This is a genomic window from Pseudomonas sp. GW821-FHT09H03, from assembly GCF_059415945.1.
Window position 1 is genome coordinate 111336 of the sequence record NZ_JBWKOF010000010.1, and the last position, 17415, is coordinate 128750.

Genomic DNA, 17415 nt, shown 5'->3' on the forward strand with positions numbered 1-17415 from the left:
CCGACAGTTTAGGTAGCTGGGGCAAGTGGCGTCTACGCAACTCAAGTGCCAATGCTCGCCACCTTCCTACCCTTTGTGGGCCATCGCATACAGAAATCCGTAACGCTCCAAGACGTAGTCAACGATTACATAGAGGCCCATCGTGCCGATTGGAAAAACGTCAAACATGCTCAACAGTGGACGAATACACTGACTACTTACGCCGCCCCCATTATCGGTGAGCTAGCGCGCATACTCCAACACCACTTCCAACGGATGACGCAGCTGCCTGTCGGTTAAGCGCTTTACCTGGCTGCGGCAGGAATAACCCGTCGCCAGCGCTTCGCCCTTTTTATCCAACTGGCCAGCCCATGACTGCTCGAAAATGGTCCGCGAGGTGTTCTGATTCCGCGCCTCATGGCCGTAGGTGCCGGACATGCCGCAGCAGCCGGTCGCCTCTGTCACCAGCTTGAGCCCAAGCCGGGCAAACACGGCTTCCCATTGCGCAGTACTGGCCGGGGCATTGGTCTTCTCGGTGCAGTGCGCCAACAAACGGAATGTCTGGGGAGCGGGAGGCGAGTTTGCGGGCAACACATCGAACAGCCACTCCTGCGGGAGCAAGACTTTCGGGCAATCATCGAGTCCTGGTACTTTCTGATATTCCTGGCGGTAGACCAGCGTCATCGCCGGGTCCAATCCCACCAGTGCTACGCCGCAGTCGGCGAGAGCCTTGAGTTGATTGCCGTTGCGGATCGCCGCCTTGGCGAACGCTCCGAGGAAACCCTGAACGTGCAAAGGCTTGCCGTTGGGGCTATAGGGCGCCAGAAACACCTGATAACCCAATTGATGAGCCAACTGGATGAAGCTCGCCAGCAACGGCGTTTCGAAGTAACGGGTGAAGGCGTCCTGCACCAACACCACGCTGCGCTCACGTTGTGCCACGGTCAGTTCGCGCAGGGCTGGCACGCTGGCGACTGCGACTTTGCAGCGGGTCAAAGTGCCCTGCAAGTCATGCCGGTGGATCAGTGGGCTGTCGAGCATGCCGACTTGTCGCTCAAGAAGGCGGCTCACCCATTTCGAGCCCATCACTGCGTTGTACAGGCCCGGCGCGTAAGCCATGTATGGAATCGTGAACTCCAGCGAGCCGATCAGGTAGTCACGCAGAGGACGCTGATAGCGACCGTGGTACAGCTCCAGAAAACGCGAGCGGAACTCCGGGACGTTGACTTTGACCGGGCATTGTCCCGCGCAGGATTTGCAGGCCAGGCAGCCCGCCATCGCGTCATAGACTTCATGGGAGAAATCCGCCTCGCCGCGCGAACGCGCCAGGTTATTACGCAACCTTGTCGGCAACCCGCTCAACCACGACAACTTGCCCCGGGCCGCTTGCAATACATCGATATTGGCCGCGCCTTGCAAGCGCAACCACTCGCGAATCAACGACGCCCTGCCCTTGGGCGAATGCTGCCGCTCACGTGTAGCTTTCCACGACGGACACATCGCATCGTTGGGGTCGTAGTTGTAGCAGGCGCCATTACCGTTGCAGTGCATCGCGGTTCCAAAGCTTTGCCAGACACGCTCATCAATCTGCCGATCCAAATCACCCCGCAGCGAAACTTCGTCAACCTTGAGCAAACCTTGGGCAGCATCTGGGGGCGTGCAGATCTTCCCGGGGTTGAACTGATTGTGTGGGTCGAACGCCCCCTTGAGCGATTGCAACGCCGGGTACAACTCACCAAAAAACCCGGGAACGTATTCCGAACGTAAACCTTTGCCGTGCTCGCCCCACAGCAGCCCCCCGTAACGTTTTGTCAGCTCGGCCACAGCATCGGAAATCGGTTTGACCAGTGCGGCCTGGGCCGGGTCTTTCATGTCCAGCGCCGGGCGCACATGCAACACGCCAGCATCGACGTGACCGAACATGCCATAGCTCAGGCCATAACTATCGAGCAATGCACGAAACTCAGCGATGTAGTCGGCCAGTTTCTCCGGCGGCACGGCGGTGTCTTCGACAAATGGCTGTGGCCGAACCTCGCCTTCGACGTTGCCCAACAGTCCGACCGATCGCTTGCGCATGGTGTAGACGCGGGACACGGCTTCGGCGCCTTCCGCCAACGTGTGGCCCAGCCGCTCGATCGTCGTGTCGGCCTTCAGATGCGCCACGAAAGACGCTACGTGAGCGTTCACTTGCGTCACGTCGTCACCGCTAAACTCAACCAGATTGATGCCCAGCGTCGGGCGCTCGGCGTCCGTCGAAAAATACTCGGCGACGCTATGCCAGACGATGTCTTTCATCGCCAGCAGCAACACCCTGGAGTCCACGGTTTCGATGGACAACGGCTTGTGCACCAACAACGCATTGGCATCGCGCAGCGCATCCATGAAGCTGCCGTAACGCACGTTCACCAGCACTGAGTATTTTGGAATTGGCAGCACGTTGAGCTTGGCTTCGACAATGTAGCCCAATGACCCTTCCGCACCGCAGAGCACACTGTTGAGGTTGAAACGCCCTTGCTCATTGCGCAAGTGCGCCAGGTCATAACCGGTCAGACAACGGTTGAGCTTGGGAAACACCGCCTCGATCAGATCGGCCTGGGTCTCATGAATACTGCGCGCCACCCGATACACATGGCCGATACGGCCGGGCTGCGTGCAAGCCGCCTCCAGTTCCGCATCTGACAGCGGATGGCTGTGCAAGCACTCACCACCGAGCAGCACACTATGCAACTCCAGAACGTGATCACGGGTCTTGCCATAGGTGCAACTGCCCTGGCCGCTGGCGTCGGTGTTGATCATGCCGCCGATGGTGGCACGGTTGGACGTCGACAACTCCGGCGCGAAGAACAGCCCGTGAGGCTTGAGCGCGGCATTGAGCTGGTCTTTGACCACGCCCGCCTGCACCCGCACCCAGCGCTCGGCGACGTTGATTTCGAGGATGTTGTTCATGTGCCGCGACAGATCGACCACGATTCCATCGGTCAATGACTGCCCGTTGGTGCCGGTGCCACCACCGCGCGGGGTCAGATTGATCTGGCGAAAGCGTCGCTCGGCCATCAAGGTCGCGATGCGTACGATGTCATCCACATCCAGGGGGAACACCGCCGCTTGCGGAAGACGCTGATAAATCGAGTTATCGGTCGCCAGTACGGTACGGGTGGCGTAGTCAGCGCTAAGCTGACCGCGAAAGCCGCTGGCACGCAGGGCTTGCAGAAATTCCGGGTACTGTGCTGCGAGTGCAACGGTAGGCAACTGAGCGATCATCGCAGGCGGGTCTCTTGTTGGTCTAATCACGGAAAACTCAAAACACTTGTCGCCTGAGCATTAATGGGTCAGCCTCAGGTCTTCAGCTACACCAATGATCCTGTAGGATCCGGCACCAGACAAACGGATAATCCTGCCGCTATCGATGACTTTTACGAATGAATTACCGTCACCTCACCCCTTCAATGTCGTTGCTGCTGGCTTTTGAAGCCGCCGCCCGACATGAAAGCTATACCCGTGCAGCGATGGAGCTCTCACTGACCCAAAGCGCCGTGAGCCGGCAAGTCCAAGCGCTGGAGCAGCAACTGGGCCTGACGTTGTTCCGCCGTGAAGGCCGGCAAGTACAACTGACCGATGTCGGTCGTCTTTATCAGCGGGAAATGAGCGAAGCGCTCGGGCGCATCCGCAGCGCCACGTTGCAGGCCATGGCTTATCAGTCAGGCAGCGGCACGTTGCGCCTGGCCACCTTGCCGACCTTCGGCTCGAAGTGGTTATTGCCGCGCCTGCATGACTTCTACAAAACCCATCCAGGCATGCTGGTACACATCAATTCCCGAATCGACGCCATAGACTTTGAAACCAGCGGCATCGACGCCGCGATCGTCGTTGGCAATGCCGACTTTCCAGGCTTGATCAGCCATCGCCTGCACACCGAAGAACTGATGGTTATCATGTCCCCACAAGCGGCCGAAGCCCACGACACCTGGACCCCGGAACGCATTGGCGGTCAGACGCTACTCAACGTCGCGAGCAATGCCAACGTCTGGGGCGAGTGGTTCAGCCACCAAGGCCTGCCCCATCGGATGATGCGGCTGGGCCCGAGCTTCGAACTCACTTCACACTTGATCCAGGCCGTCAGGGCCGGCATCGGCATCGGTCTGGTACCGCGTATTCTGGTGGCCGACGAGTTGGCCAACAGCGAACTCATCAGCCTCGATCGGCCCTTTGCCAGCCAGCGCAGTTATTACCTGGCTTATCCGCCGCGCAACGAAATGCTGCCATCACTCGTCGCGTTTCGTACCTGGCTGCTAACACAGATCTGACGTTTACCGACCAAGGAACGCATAGCCGAATCCAACCACCTTGGCGTCTTCACCATAGCCACCCAGGAACGAAACACCTACCGGCAGGTTGCCCTTGATGGTGCCTGCCGGAACCGTAATCTCGGGAAATCCTGTGGCGGAGGCAATATACGACGATGCATAGGTATCGCCGGATGTGCAGACGTAACTGTCATCGGTCACGCCATGCACCACCGACGCAGGGCAGTTGATGGTCGCGAAGAACAGACTGTCGACTTTGTTCTGCTTCATGATGCCCATCAGCTGCGCGCGCAACTGAGGAATCTTCCGGGACAGGATGGAGATGTACTGCGGCGAATCGGTGCTTGTGGCATTCGCGACCGTTTCCAGTCCGGCCAGGCGTGCCGGGTTCATCCCGTGTGCAGCGTTTTGCGCCTGATTTTGCCTGGCCAGCTCGAGAAACTGCGCAAGCGTTCGCGGTTGGCCCGGATTGAGGGTGGCGAGGTAGCGTTCGAATTGAGGCTTGAATTCGCCCTCTCCCACTGGGCCGAGCACATCGCTCCATAAGGTTTCAAAAGCTTTTGGCAGTTCGATGGAGACGACACGAGCGCCGCGCTTGCCGAGGGTTTCCTGAGCGGCCTTGAAGACTGCATCCACCTCTGGATTGGCGCCTTTGAAATTGGTGATCACGCCAATGGTTTTGCCTTGCAACGAGGAACGGCTCAGCGTTGACTCGAACTGTATTTTGTCGGAGACCAGATCCAGGGTCGCCGGGTCGCTTTTGTCCTGCCCCTTTATCGCATCCAGCACGATGGCCTGATCCAGCACGCTGTTGGTTATGACGCCACCCGTATCAAACGCGAGCGACAGTGGAATGATGCCGCTGCGGCTGATCAACCCCAGCGAAGGTCGCAAACCCACTGTGCCGGTGACGCTGGCTGGCGCGCGGATCGAGCCGCTCGTGTCCGACCCTAGCGCAAACGGTGCAAACGCTGCCGCCACGGCGGCGGCAGAACCGCTACTGGAGCCAGAAGCATCACGCTTGGTGTTCCGCGGATTCAGCGTCTGGCCGCCAAACGAACTGTAACCAAACCAGCCAAAGGACGCCGCCAGTTCCGACAGGTTGGCTTTGCCGAGCAGGATCGCTTGCCCGTCGATCAGCTTCTTGACGGTAAAAGCATCCTGACTTGGCACCGACGTACGTAGCACGAAGGAGCCACCGGAGGTGACCATACCGGCAGTGTCAAAGTTGTCCTTCACCACGAACGGAATGCCGGCCAGAGGCGCGTATTTGGCAGTGGGGTTTTTCGCCCGCTCAACATCCCACTTGCGGGCCTGATTGATCGCCTGTTCATTGATTGTCACCAGCGCATTGATCTTTTGGCCCTGATGATTGTTGGCCTGGATGTTATTCAGGTAATGCTGGACCAGTTGCTCGGAACTGAGGGTCCCGGCATTCAACGCATGACGCATGTCGGCGAGGCTCATACGGTCGATACCGTCATCTGCCTGAGCACTTGCCGCCAGAAGCAAAAACACGCACGCCACGAACTGTTTATTCAACTGCATGGGTAATTCCCCTAAGTACAGACGAACGGAATGAGCTCAAGCCCTAAGCGATTGGGCTGAGCGTCATAACTACGCAGGATAAAAAGAGGCCAGCTAAAGAGCGCTGGCCCGCAAAGTCATGATCAAACCGGGTGACTTCAACGTCCCCGCGAATTAACTACAGCAACTGACTCTTTTGCAGAAATTCCTTGGACACGCTTTCGATGGATTCACGGCCGACATCGACCCGGGAATTGAGGCCCGCGATGGTGTCGTCATCCAGCTTGGACGACAGGGCGTTGAGCAACTCGCCGATCTTCGGATTGTCTTTAAACACCTCAGTGCGAATAACCGGGGTCAGCGCATAGCTGGGGAAGAAGCCTTTATCGTCTTTGAGCACCACAAAGCCGAAGGCCGGAATCCGCCCATCCGTCGACAGGACCAAGGCCAGATCGACCTGCCCATCCCTAAGCGCCTGATAGGTCAGCCCGCCGTCCATGCGGACGATGTTCTTGCGCTCAAATTTAAACTTGTATGTCTCTTGCAAAGGACCCAGGCCATCAGGCCGGGAAAAGAATTCAGCATTGGAGGCAAACTTATAGGACTTGCCTGTTTCGATATTCTTCGCAAGATCGCTGATCGAAACGATTCCATCCTTCTGTGCCTCTTCCTTGCGCATGGCAAAGGCGTAGGTGTTGTTGGCCTTGGAAGAGTTCAACCAGGTGATGCCTTTCTGCGCATCAAGCTCGCTGATTTTTTTGTACGTTTCGTCAGGGCTGAGCTTGTCCGTAACTTTATTGTAAGTAATCAGCGAAGTGCCGGTGTATTCCCAATACACATCGACCTGACCATTCTCTTGTGCTGCGCGCAGAACGGAAGAACCCAGGTCAGGGCGTTTGTCGACATTGTAGCCATTGGCGCGCAGGAGTTGAGTGGTCATCTCGGCAACCAATTGCTGCTCGGTAAACTTCTTGCCGCCGACCACAATCGTATTATTTGCAGAAGCACTGCCTACAACGCCAGAAACAAGACTCAGGGTAAAGATCAAACTGGCTAGCATTCGATAAATCATCGTGCACCTCATATTATTGATTTTTGTCTATGGTCTTCAGATTCATTCGCGCCCGGTCAACCTCAAGCCCCGTGACACTGCAATGTTTTGAATCAAGCCGCAGCCCAGATCGACCGCAATCGCCAATAGCGCAGTCGCTGCGGCACCGGCCAGCATCATGCCGAAGTCGTTCAAGTCGATCCCGGTAAAGATCAACTCGCCCAGCCCGCCGCCACCGACCAGGAAAGCCAGCGGCGCAGTACCGACGTTGATCGCCAGCGCCGTGCGGATGCCCGCGAAAATCACATTCATCGCGTTCGGAATTTCAACTTTCCACAGCGTTTCCCGTGGCGTCATACCCATAGCTTCGGCGGCTTCAAGCAAGTGCTGCGGCACTGCGCGCAAGCCTTCATAGGTGTTGACCGTCACGGGCAACAACGTCGCGACAAACAAGCCGATGATGGCCGCTCCGCTGCCGATGCCAATAAAGCTCATGGCCAATGCCAGCAACGCGAGCTTGGGAATCGCCTGGCCGACGTTAAGAACCTGCATACTAGCCAAGGCGTAACGCTGGTTCGCCGACCGGCTCATCCAGACGCCCAACGGCAGCGCGATGATCAGGGCAAGTGCCCCACTGACTGCCACGATCTGCAGATGCTGGACCGTCAGGTAGCTGATGTCGCCCCAGTAAAACTGCAGCCCTTCCCACAATCTGATCAGTAAGTCAGACATTGTCAGTGCACCACCGGAGTAATGTTTTCAACAAGTCGCGCCAAAATGTCGGTTTGGTGGACATAGCCGATAAAGCGTCCGTCGCTGTCGTTGCAAAGTGCCCAGTCCTGGCCGCGACCCAGCAATTGCGAAAGCACCTGACGCAGGTCATCCCCAGGTTTAACGATCAGGTGCGATTGCGAAGTAACACCGCTGTTGCCGCCGACGATCTGCATGTGTTCCCGCGGCGGGATTTTGCTGGCCACATCAACCGCGCGCAGCAGACGCAGACGCTTCATGATTCGATCGCCGCCCATGAAGTTCGCCACGAACTCGCTGTTGGGCCGGGCCAGCAGATCATCCGAGCTGCCGAATTGCTGGATTTTTCCGTTATGGAACAGGGCGACGCAGTCCGCCATCTTCACCGCTTCATCGATGTCATGACTGACGAACAGTACGGTCTTGTTGACGAGTCGCTGGATGCGCATGAACTCGTCCTGGATCACTTCCCGGTTGATCGGGTCGATCGCGCCAAAGGGCTCGTCCATCAACATGACGGGCGGATCCGCTGCCAGGGCCCGGGCCACGCCTACGCGTTGCTGTTGACCACCGGAAAGTTCACACGGGTAGCGCTTGAGGAATTTGGACGGATCCAGCGCGACCACTTCCAGCAACTCCGCAGCGCGCTTTAGGCTTTTGCTTTTGTCCCATCCCAACAAATTCGGAACGACGCAGATGTTTTCTTCAACGGTCATGTTCGGGAACAAGCCGACTTGCTGGATCACATAGCCGATGGAGCGTTTAAGGGTGACGCTGTCCAGTTCGGACGTGTCGCGACCACCGATCCTGATCGTGCCAGAGGTTGGCGTGATCAGTCGGTTGATCATTTTCAGCGTCGTGGTTTTACCGCAGCCCGACGGACCAAGCAGTACGCAGATCTGCCCCTCTTCAACATTGAATGAGACATCTTCTACTGCTGTGATTGAGCCGAATTGCTTGTTCAGGTTTTCGATCTGGATCACGTCGTCGCTTCCTTCATTTGGCCGGTGGCCATTTTGTTCTTGTTCAAGCCTTTTGGCGTCAGGAGGCGCTGCAAGCCGTACAACGCGTAATCGGCCGCAATGGCGATGACACTGATGACGATCGCGCCGGCCAGCAGCTGGCGGGTATCGGACTGCGCAATGCCGCGAATGATGAGACTGCCCAAACCGCCGGCACCGATGTAGGCCGCGATGGCTGCGATGCCGATGTTGATGACGGTCGCCATCCTCACGCCCGCCATGATCAGCGGAACCGCAATCGGCAGTTCAACCTTGCGCAATCGTTGCCCGGTCGACATGCCCATCCCGATCGCCGCTTCGCGCAATGCCGGATCGATGTTGGAGATCGCGGTGGTGGTGTTTCGGATGATGGGCAATTGGGAGTAGAGAAACAGCGCAATGACCGCCGGTACGACGCCGATCCCATAGCCAATCAGCGACAGGGCCGGAATCATCAGCCCGAACAGCGCGGCAGAGGGAATAGTCATCAGGACGGCAGCGAAGGCCAGGACCCAACGACGTGTTCTGGGGTGCTGAGAGATCGCGATCCCGACAGGCACGCCGGTCAGAATTGCCAAACCTACCGCTACCGCCACGATGAGAAGGTGTTGTCCGAGTAGCAGACTGATCAGCCCGACGTTTTCCAGAATGAAACTCAAGGTTTCCATGGTTGTTATGCCTTCTGTAGTCATTGTTATTTTTATCGGTCGCGTATCTGGAATTGAGCGCCGGATCTGTAAGAAACATTACCGCGCTACCGTAGGCCCTCTTAGATTCGAGTTCGACGATTTCTATCAAAAAAACGACGTCTCGGAGCAAATCAACGTGTGATGCAAAGCGTAGGGGCAATTGAAGACGGGAGTATGCGGGATCACCAAATGACCAAAGTTCGCCAGAGCGCACCACCTGCTCGCCCGAGTCATTAGCTTGCTACGGGATTTTGAGGAGAGGATTGGCTCAGATGTTTTTCAGGGGGTTAGCGTATGTTGATCCATGCTTTCAGTGACTGAAGTCAGAGTGAGCATCATCAAATTTCCGCCGCTCTTCACCGGGCGTACATCCCCAGATACGACGGTAAGCTGCACCCAGGTGTGACGCTGAGACGAACCCACAGCTGTAGGCTATCGACGCAATGGGCTGGGCGCTCTCACGGAGCAACCGGCGCGCTTCGCTCAACCTGAGCTCTAGATAGAATTTCTTCGGCGTCATGCCGAAGTGCTGATGCCACAGCCGTTCAAGTTGGCGGTGGGACAGATTGCATCGGTCGGCGATTTCTTCGATGCCGACGATGTTCTCCAGATTGTCCTCCATGAAGGCGATGGCGGCTGTCAGCCTGCGATCGTGAATGCCGAACCGCCACTGAATCGACATCCGCTGATGCTCTTCCGGTGCCCTTATCCTGGCGTGCAGAAATTGCTCGGCGATGTTCGCCGCAAGCTGGTTACCGAAATCAAGCGCGATCTGTGCCAGCATAAGATCGATGGCCGCCGTCCCCCCGGCACACGTCCAACGGTTTCCATGATTGACGTACAGCTCCTTGGTGACTTCGATCGTGGGGAATTCCTCCGAAAACTGGCCGATGGACTCCCAGTGCAAGGTGCAGCGCTTACCTTCGAGTAGCCCGGCGCGGGCGAGGATGAACGTACCTGTGCTCAGTGCGCCTACGGTTATCCCGCGGGACGCTGCTCGCTGCAGGAAGCGCAGCATTTTCGGTGGTTTCTGACGCTCGATATCCAGGCTCGCCAGGACAAAAACACGATCCAGTTCCGGGGCCTGATCAACCGGCACTGTCTGGATCTCGATACCACTGCTGGAGCTGACCGGCCCACCCGTTTCCGTAAGCAGGCTCCACTCATAAAGCGCTTTGCCAGAAAGTCGATTGGCCGCGCGCAGAGGCTCGCTGGCACCTGCCAGGGCCATCATGGAGAACTGAGGGAGAATGAGCAGCCCAATTCGCTTGGTTGTGGAGCTATTCACAGACGTCGCTGATTCACTGGGGGCTGTCATCGCCGGGTCCTTGTCATGGTTGGTTCCAGCAGTTCAAGTGAACAGCTTAGGCCAGCCCGAGGGAGTGGCTTTGGACACACCATGTTAGGGGTTGGGCACGCATTCAGCCAGATTGAATCGTTGAGACAGTGAACGAGCCATGCCGAAGCGTTACAACCGATCAGAATGACGGGAGGAATACACCCCACGATGCAAAAAAACGCTGCGAGTCCTCGACGCCCGAGGTCTCGCAGGAGAGTGACGAGCGGATCAGCCGCGCGCGCGGATAGCTTCGTCGATGCTCTGGATCATCGACTCGAACACAGGGCTGTCGACCTGATTCTGCTGGCCGTGTTGCATGTGCGAAATGATCAGCGCGTTCGGGCCGGCATCGCCCGGATAGTTCTGATGCAGACGCACAGACTCCGACGGCATGTGCAAGGTGTTGTCGGCGCCGTGGATGATCAGCGCAGGCGGGAAGCCTTTGGCACCCTCGATGGACTGCTCAGGGTCATACGCCACATAGGACTTGTAGGACTTCGCCGTCACGTAGGTGCAGCCCGGCCAACGGTCCGCTCCGCCTGCTTCAGTGTAGCCACCCAGTTGCTGATCAACATACGCCTGAGTTTCAGGGTCCAGCGGGTAGTAACCGAGACGAGTCGCATCAGTGCCGGTGTCGAATGGAGGGATCGGCGCGTCATCCGCGAGTTGCAGGATGGCCGCGTCAGCTGCTGCCTGATCAGCTCGCAAGGATTGCAGTTTACGGATGTTGGTATAGCTCATGGGTACCCAGAAGCGGATCTGCTCACCGCCGGCCGCAGCCAGTTCAGCCACTGCACCGAGGCTTGCCACCGAGCCCATCGCCCAGGATGCGACCACCGGCATCTCACCGAAATTCTCGCGCGCCCATTCAACGGCACCGAGCACTTCATCTTTCTGGTCTTCCAGGATGACGTTGGTGATGACCTTGTCACCAGACTCGAGGGTATTTCGGATGTGCTTGTTGGAAAAAAAGCCGGCCACGTCGTAGGTCATGACGCGATAGCCCAGGCCTGCCAGGGCGCGACCGAATAGTTGGCCGTACATCGTGACCCCGCCGGTGAAGCCGGAGTTGAAGATGACCGGTGGCAGTTTTTGCGACGCGGCATCGAGTTGTTCTGGCTGAAAAACAGTGCCTTTGAGGCTCAGGGTTTCATCGCCATACTTGACGGTGAAGTTGATGTCTTTTGTTGTAATGTTCGTCATCGCTAGATATCTCGAAGTGGGAGCGTGGGCGGAGATCAACTTACCAATTGGCCAGATGCTCCTCGCAGAAGTTGGCCAACAGGAATTCGGGTTTCTTTAGAAACATAATGTGCAACGGCATCAACAAAGTTGAAGGCCTTGCTCAAATCAAAAAGATCGGAATACGGCACACCCTGGTTGTCAGTACCGACATGAGGTGCATCGGTGGCGCTCAGAAGTATCTTTCCCGCGCCAACCGCGCGAACAATCTGCGTCACGAAACGAGCGGTTTCCTCGGGGTGAACTGAAGTGCGATAGCCGGGACCTTTGAACCACACGTTGCCTCGCTCTCTCGCTTCAGCGAGTAGCGCGGTATAAGCGGGTTCAGTAATGTCACGCTCGCAGTGACAGGTGCCTAGATGATCGATGATGACCCGTACATCGCGAGGGATCTGGCGCAATACGCGCAGATTCGTCTCGGCTTCCTTCGCGTAAATGTGCAGATGCTGGTGCGGGAACAGGCGGGCATAAAATGCCGACCATTGCCCATCACTGAACCGCGTATCAGAAACCGTTTCAGGTCTTGCATCATGCAGCACGATTCGAGCGCCAATCACCTGCGGGTGCGAGAGACGCTGCAGAGTGGCATAAGCAGGCTCCGCCTTGATCGTGCCCACCAGTTCGACCCCCCCATAGCGCTGCGGGTCTACTGCCTGGAGTTTCTTGAGTTCCTCAAAGGAAGCGAACACGTTTTCTGAATCCGGCAGGATACTTAGATGAACATTATTGATGAGCGTCGGTGCAACTCCGGCATCTATCAACCTATCCAAATAAGCAGTCAGCGGATGCGGCTCAGGTAACGTATAAGGCAGCGAGCCGGCCACCCGACGAAGATCTTCCGAAGTATAAAAATGAACGTGGCAATCTATTCTTTTGGTCGACGGCAGCATGATTATTGTTTCCTGCTTCTGTGCGAAAACAATAATCTCCGTCAGTGCTTCGTCGCTCCCGCCAACTCGACGTGTAGTATCAAAATTTCGCCATCAAGGATTTGTTGTCAACGAAAATCCGGAAAAAACGCTTGGATCTGAATCGTCGAGTAGGCTCTTGAGCCGCTCTGCGTCATCGTCCTCTGGATTTTGAGGTCGCCGAACTGATACTTCGGTAGGCCGATTGGTTAGCGGTACATTCGGGTAATGGCGAAATTTTGTTGTCGCAACACTGGAATAAACTCTAGGGCAGCTGGATAGTCAGTACGGTGAACGCATGTGAATCTGCGCAACGATCGGTAAGTTGAGCGAGCGGAAATAACTTACACGCTCGAACCAAAACGGTAATGAAGGTGGGAATTGCGTCTTTCGACTACGCACTCGTGACCCACAGGCCTACCGGTCGATAGCAGGCACCTAACCCGACGCACGTCAGTAGGCGGAATGTGGAAATCCCGTACCGCTCCCGTCAGGGGTCCAAGAAGATAGGGTGAGTAGACCGACGCCACGTTTAGAGCTCGTCCCAACCCATGCCCAATACATCGGCATAACTACCATCGACCGAAAGATAGATGCTTTTAGCTCAAAAGCTCTCAATACCCGCGTCCACCGGCAACACCACACCGCTGATTCCGCTGGCGGCCGACGAACACAGAAAGTAAACCGCTTCGGCTACCTCTTCGACGCTGACCAAACGCTTAAGGGCGTTGCCTTCGGCCATCGCTTGCAGAGCATGTTGCGGGGCAGTTTCGAGTCGGTGATTTCGTGCCGCGACACGACCGAGCAATGCTTGCGTGGCGACCGGCCCGGGGGCGATAGCATTAACGCGCACGCCGTGCGGCCCCAAATCGCGGGCCGCCGAGCGCATAATCCCAAGCACTGCGTGTTTGGACGCGCTATAGGCCATTTGTTGGCCGTGGGCAAAGCGGCCGTTGACCGAAGACATCAACAACGCCACGCCGCGACTGGCTTTCAGGGCTTCGGCGCTCGCCGCGAGTGTGAACGCCACCCCTCGCACATTGATCGCTTGCGCCTGGTCCCACTCGGCAACCTCAAGTTCGCCAGTGCTGCGCCACGGCGGCACCCAGCCGGCATTGGCAATGCACACGTCGAGTCGACCGCTTTGCGCGAGAATGTGTGCCACGGCCCGCTGCAAGTCTTGGTCGCGGGTGACGTCGCAGGCAATAAAATCCAGAACGTTTTCGCTGGCTGAGCCAGGCAAGTCTGCGCAATACACCCGGGCCCCGGCTTGGCGGAAACGCTTGGCGAAAGCCAACCCGAAACCGCCCGTGCCACCGGTGATCAGGACTACCTGTTCAGTCATGGGTCAGCTCCGCAGGCCCAGCTACTAGCGGCATAGGAAAGGTCGGTAATCAATATCCAGTGGCACCGGTTTGTCTTGCACCAGGCTGGCGATGATTCGAGCGATGATTGGCCCGGCGGTGAATCCCATCCACGGAAAAAAGTTCATAAAGAAACCGGGCGCCCCGGGTACTTCACCGAGGATCGGCCGCCAGTCATCGGTGCCGTTGACGACCGCCGCCCAGGTACGGATCACACGCAACGGGCCGAGCGCCGGAACCGTTTGCAACGCCAGTGCCATGTTCTGCGCCAGCGAGTCCGGATCGGTCACCGGATGCCCCCGGCCATGCCAGCGCGCCGGCCAGCCACCGCCGATCAACACCGAACCGATGGCATTCTGTTTGAGCGTGAGTTTTTCCCCGGCCGAGTACACCAGGTGCGGAATCAAAGGCCCGGTCTGTTCGGTCACTGCGACTTGAATCGCAAAGCCCTGGACGTCCGTATGGATGCCAAGCATCGCAGCAATTCGCCCGGCGTCTGCACCCGCTGCGTTGACCACACGACGAGCGATCAGCTCTTCATCGGCCAGCCGCACAAGGTAGTTCTGCTGACCACGCTCGAGGCCGACGACCTCGCTGTGGCGGCGGAATTTAACCCCCAGACGTTTTGCCGCATCGGCATACGCCAGCGTTGCAATCAGTGGGCTGGCCTTGCCCTCAATTGGGCAAAAAGCACCGCCGATTACCCGATCCGAGAGATACGGCGCGAGCTGGCGGACTGCAGACTGATCGAGCAGATTGACCTCCAGCCCATGCTCGCGCTCAAGTTCAGCCTTGGCCGCGATTTCGCGCATTTGCTGCTCGGTAGTGGCTACCAACAGGCCACCCTTGGTTGAGACTTCAAGGTCGACGCCAAGCTCGTTGGGCAGTTCGTGCCACATTGCAATGGAACGCACCATCAACTCTATGCTCGGAGCGAACCGTCGCGCCCACTCCGGGCCCTTGTTGACGAATGGGTCATGGGGGATTTGTGCATGCAGGCTGCCAGCATTCGAGCCCGATGCCTGGGTGTTGAGCTCTGTGCGCTCGAGCACCAGCACGTCCACCCCATCCTTTGCCAGATAGTAGGCCGTGGCACATCCGGCAAGACCGCCGCCGATGACAATCACATCGGCCATGGAAACAACTCCGGATCATCACTCATGTGGCTTTCACCTTCGTGCGCGCCTGACGTCGGGCGAGAAAAAAACCGTGGGACTGCGGCAGCAGATCATGGGCATCGGGCACTTGCAATTCCAGTGCCGCGTGATATGCAAAACTTGGATCATCCAGCAATGCCCGACCCAACGCCACCAGGTCGGCGGCGCCCTCGGCGATCACTTGGTTGGCATGCTGCGCTTCAGTGATCATCCCGACCGCCATGGTCGCCACCTCGGCCTCGGCACGAATTCGTGCTGCATACGGCACTTGGTGCCCCGCCGTGGCGACGGTGGCAGAACGCGCGACCGGGCCCAGGATCCCGCCTGCCGAGCAATCAACCAGGTCAACGCCATCAGCAGCCAACAACGCGGCCAGACGCACACTGTCGTCGAGGCTGATGCCGCCCTCCCCGTCGTCCACACAAGATGCGCGATACCACACCGGCATACTCGAAGGCACCACTGCACGCACGGCTCGCACCACCTCGAGCGCGAGCCGTGCGCGGTTGGCGAAGTCGCCGCCATAGGCATCGGTACGCAGATTGGCGAGCGGCGAAAAAAACTCATGAATCAAATAGCCATGGGCGCCATGGATCTCGACAAAATCCAGCCCCGCCTCTACCGCACGACGAGCCCCCTGCGCAAACGCCTGGATGACCTGCTGAATGTCATCGTGACTGGCGGCGGCCGGGGTCGGCCAGTCGACGTTATGGGCCAGTGCCGAGGGCGCCAATGTGGGCCATGCGGGGGTCGGACTGTCGGCCGTTAATGGCCCACTGCCCAGCCACGGTACCGCCGAACTGGCTTTGCGCCCGGCATGAGCCAGTTGCACGCCCAGCGGCACGCCGTGCTCATGATAGAGCCCGGCGAGGCGCCGAAGGCCGGCGATCTGCTCGTCGTTCCAGATGCCCAGGCAACCGGGGCTGATGCGACCGTCGCGCATCACCGCGGTGGCTTCAAGCATCGCGCCGCCGATCCCGCCTAAGGCAAACCGGGCGTGGTGGGCGTAGTGCCAATCGTTGACCAGGCCTTCAACAGCTTGGTACTGACACATTGGCGATACTACCAATCGATTGCGAAAACGCACGCTGCGAGATTCGAAAGCGGTGAACAACGGTGGACGGCTCATCACTACTCCTCGCTCATTTCGCTGCTTCAGCAGCCACGTAGCTATTGATATCGTCGAGGATGCTAACGATGCGTGTACGGCGCTCCACGCCTTCCTGACCCAGGTCAGCGAATTGCGTCAAGGGCGCGCGCACGTCACCGACCGGGTACCCCTGGGACGCCGCCAAGGCTTTCGAATAGCACTGATGGCCATAGGTCGGATGGCCTTCGGCAATGATGTGATCGAAGCTGCTGATCATTGCTTGAATCTTGCTCGCCTCTTGCAACTTGCCTTCCACCAGTGCTTCCCAGAGTCGCGTCGAAGCGCGTGGAATGTAGTTGGCATAGGGGTTCACATAGCCGACCGCGCCGAGCAAAAAGCTTTCGACCGGACGCTCTCCGGCAAACACATTCATCACGCCCTGGGTGCCTTCGACGATGTCGTAGATGCGCCCCACGTCCATGCTCGCTTCCTTGATGTAACGCACATTGTCGAAGGCTTTGGTCATGCGTGCGACGAGTGCGGCGGACATATCGACGTTGGTGGTCACAGGGTTGTTGTAGAGCATGATCGGCAACGAAGTCGACTCAGAAATCGCCCGGTAGTAATTGAAGATCTCGTCCTCGGTCGGGGTGTAATAATACGGCGGCGCAATCATGAACCCATCCGCGCCCAGGGCCTCTGCTTCACGGGTATAACGCACGGCGTTAGGGGTATAGGCGTCTGCAGTGCCGACAAGAACATCGATACGACCGTTGACCAGTTTCACCGTGGTTTCGATGTACTGGGTGCGTTCGTCATCCGAGATCGTCAGGAATTCGCCAGTAGTGCCGAGGATGATGATGCCCGGTGAGCCCGCCGCGATTTGCCATTCGATAAACGCTGCCAGAGCCTTGTAGTCGATCTGGCTGCCGTCAGCTGTAAAAGGCGTGACGGTGACGCCGTAACTGCCGCGAAATTCTTTACTCATGTTTGACTCCACTTTCCCTTAGGTTG

At 57.9% G+C, this 17415-nt stretch carries 15 protein-coding genes; 2 read left to right on the plus strand and 13 right to left on the minus strand.

The window, feature by feature from the left end; translation table 11 throughout:
- Positions 1-51: 51 nt before the first annotated feature.
- A complete protein-coding gene (locus AC07OG_RS16100) occupies positions 52-279 on the plus strand; it encodes a phage integrase central domain-containing protein (protein ID WP_082457517.1) in 228 nt (75 codons plus the stop codon).
- On the opposite strand, the gene ydiJ is transcribed toward AC07OG_RS16100, so the two are convergent.
- On the minus strand, positions 223-3240 hold the full coding sequence (gene ydiJ, locus AC07OG_RS16105; protein ID WP_495067464.1) for a D-2-hydroxyglutarate dehydrogenase YdiJ: 3018 nt from the start codon (positions 3238-3240) through the stop codon (positions 223-225). The genes AC07OG_RS16100 and ydiJ overlap by 57 nt on opposite strands.
- A 158-nt stretch (positions 3241-3398) precedes the next feature.
- Between ydiJ and AC07OG_RS16110 the strand changes: the two genes are divergently transcribed.
- Positions 3399-4283, plus strand: coding sequence for a LysR substrate-binding domain-containing protein (locus tag AC07OG_RS16110; RefSeq protein WP_060541258.1), 885 nt, complete (start codon positions 3399-3401; stop codon positions 4281-4283).
- A 3-nt stretch (positions 4284-4286) separates the two neighbouring features.
- Here AC07OG_RS16110 and AC07OG_RS16115 read toward each other — a convergent pair whose 3' ends face one another.
- The 12 genes from AC07OG_RS16115 to AC07OG_RS16170 form a co-directional block, all read right to left on the minus strand.
- The gene (locus AC07OG_RS16115; RefSeq protein ID WP_495067465.1) at positions 4287-5831 is read right to left on the minus strand and encodes an amidase family protein; all 1545 of its coding nucleotides are present in this window, start codon (positions 5829-5831) and stop codon (positions 4287-4289) included.
- 157 nt (positions 5832-5988) lie between these two features.
- The gene (locus AC07OG_RS16120) at positions 5989-6882 is read right to left on the minus strand and encodes a glycine betaine ABC transporter substrate-binding protein (protein WP_495067466.1); all 894 of its coding nucleotides are present in this window, start codon (positions 6880-6882) and stop codon (positions 5989-5991) included.
- A gap of 42 nt (positions 6883-6924) precedes the next feature.
- Entirely contained in the window at positions 6925-7593 is a 669-nt protein-coding gene (locus tag AC07OG_RS16125; RefSeq protein WP_495067467.1) for an ABC transporter permease, read from the minus strand.
- 2 nt (positions 7594-7595) lie between these two features.
- Positions 7596-8594 (minus strand): ABC transporter ATP-binding protein, encoded by a 999-nt coding sequence (locus AC07OG_RS16130; protein ID WP_495067468.1) that lies wholly within the window; start codon positions 8592-8594, stop codon positions 7596-7598.
- Positions 8591-9280, minus strand: a complete 690-nt coding sequence (locus AC07OG_RS16135; RefSeq protein WP_060541253.1) for an ABC transporter permease — start codon at positions 9278-9280, stop codon at positions 8591-8593. Before AC07OG_RS16135 ends, AC07OG_RS16130 begins: the two co-directional genes overlap by 4 nt.
- A gap of 331 nt (positions 9281-9611) precedes the next feature.
- On the minus strand, positions 9612-10619 hold the full coding sequence (locus AC07OG_RS16140) for a GlxA family transcriptional regulator (RefSeq protein ID WP_495067469.1): 1008 nt from the start codon (positions 10617-10619) through the stop codon (positions 9612-9614).
- A 249-nt stretch (positions 10620-10868) separates the two neighbouring features.
- The gene (locus tag AC07OG_RS16145; protein ID WP_060541251.1) at positions 10869-11843 is read right to left on the minus strand and encodes a dienelactone hydrolase family protein; all 975 of its coding nucleotides are present in this window, start codon (positions 11841-11843) and stop codon (positions 10869-10871) included.
- Between the two features lie 35 nt (positions 11844-11878).
- A complete protein-coding gene (locus AC07OG_RS16150) occupies positions 11879-12772 on the minus strand; it encodes an amidohydrolase family protein (protein WP_495067470.1) in 894 nt (297 codons plus the stop codon).
- A gap of 622 nt (positions 12773-13394) precedes the next feature.
- Positions 13395-14135 (minus strand): SDR family NAD(P)-dependent oxidoreductase, encoded by a 741-nt coding sequence (locus AC07OG_RS16155; RefSeq protein ID WP_495067471.1) that lies wholly within the window; start codon positions 14133-14135, stop codon positions 13395-13397.
- A 24-nt stretch (positions 14136-14159) separates the two neighbouring features.
- On the minus strand, positions 14160-15290 hold the full coding sequence (locus AC07OG_RS16160; RefSeq protein WP_495067472.1) for an NAD(P)/FAD-dependent oxidoreductase: 1131 nt from the start codon (positions 15288-15290) through the stop codon (positions 14160-14162).
- 22 nt (positions 15291-15312) lie between these two features.
- On the minus strand, positions 15313-16440 hold the full coding sequence (locus tag AC07OG_RS16165) for an NADH:flavin oxidoreductase/NADH oxidase (RefSeq protein ID WP_495067473.1): 1128 nt from the start codon (positions 16438-16440) through the stop codon (positions 15313-15315).
- A 13-nt stretch (positions 16441-16453) separates the two neighbouring features.
- On the minus strand, positions 16454-17389 hold the full coding sequence (locus AC07OG_RS16170; protein ID WP_258666278.1) for a dihydrodipicolinate synthase family protein: 936 nt from the start codon (positions 17387-17389) through the stop codon (positions 16454-16456).
- Between the last annotated feature and the right edge of the window lie 26 nt (positions 17390-17415).

What these genes read in the sequence shown, in the direction of transcription:
- AC07OG_RS16100 (WP_082457517.1), top strand. Translation starts at nt 52, where the DNA reads ATGCTCGCCACCTTCCTACCCTTTGTGGGCCATCGCATACAGAAATCC.
- ydiJ (WP_495067464.1), bottom strand. Translation starts at nt 3,240, where the DNA reads ATGATCGCTCAGTTGCCTACCGTTGCACTCGCAGCACAGTACCCGGAA.
- AC07OG_RS16110 (WP_060541258.1), top strand. Translation starts at nt 3,399, where the DNA reads ATGAATTACCGTCACCTCACCCCTTCAATGTCGTTGCTGCTGGCTTTT.
- AC07OG_RS16115 (WP_495067465.1), bottom strand. Translation starts at nt 5,831, where the DNA reads ATGCAGTTGAATAAACAGTTCGTGGCGTGCGTGTTTTTGCTTCTGGCG.
- AC07OG_RS16120 (WP_495067466.1), bottom strand. Translation starts at nt 6,882, where the DNA reads ATGATTTATCGAATGCTAGCCAGTTTGATCTTTACCCTGAGTCTTGTT.
- AC07OG_RS16125 (WP_495067467.1), bottom strand. Translation starts at nt 7,593, where the DNA reads ATGTCTGACTTACTGATCAGATTGTGGGAAGGGCTGCAGTTTTACTGG.
- AC07OG_RS16135 (WP_060541253.1), bottom strand. Translation starts at nt 9,280, where the DNA reads ATGGAAACCTTGAGTTTCATTCTGGAAAACGTCGGGCTGATCAGTCTG.
- AC07OG_RS16140 (WP_495067469.1), bottom strand. Translation starts at nt 10,619, where the DNA reads ATGACAGCCCCCAGTGAATCAGCGACGTCTGTGAATAGCTCCACAACC.
- AC07OG_RS16145 (WP_060541251.1), bottom strand. Translation starts at nt 11,843, where the DNA reads ATGACGAACATTACAACAAAAGACATCAACTTCACCGTCAAGTATGGC.
- AC07OG_RS16150 (WP_495067470.1), bottom strand. Translation starts at nt 12,772, where the DNA reads ATGCTGCCGTCGACCAAAAGAATAGATTGCCACGTTCATTTTTATACT.
- AC07OG_RS16155 (WP_495067471.1), bottom strand. Translation starts at nt 14,135, where the DNA reads ATGACTGAACAGGTAGTCCTGATCACCGGTGGCACGGGCGGTTTCGGG.
- AC07OG_RS16160 (WP_495067472.1), bottom strand. Translation starts at nt 15,290, where the DNA reads ATGGCCGATGTGATTGTCATCGGCGGCGGTCTTGCCGGATGTGCCACG.
- AC07OG_RS16165 (WP_495067473.1), bottom strand. Translation starts at nt 16,440, where the DNA reads ATGAGCCGTCCACCGTTGTTCACCGCTTTCGAATCTCGCAGCGTGCGT.
- AC07OG_RS16170 (WP_258666278.1), bottom strand. Translation starts at nt 17,389, where the DNA reads ATGAGTAAAGAATTTCGCGGCAGTTACGGCGTCACCGTCACGCCTTTT.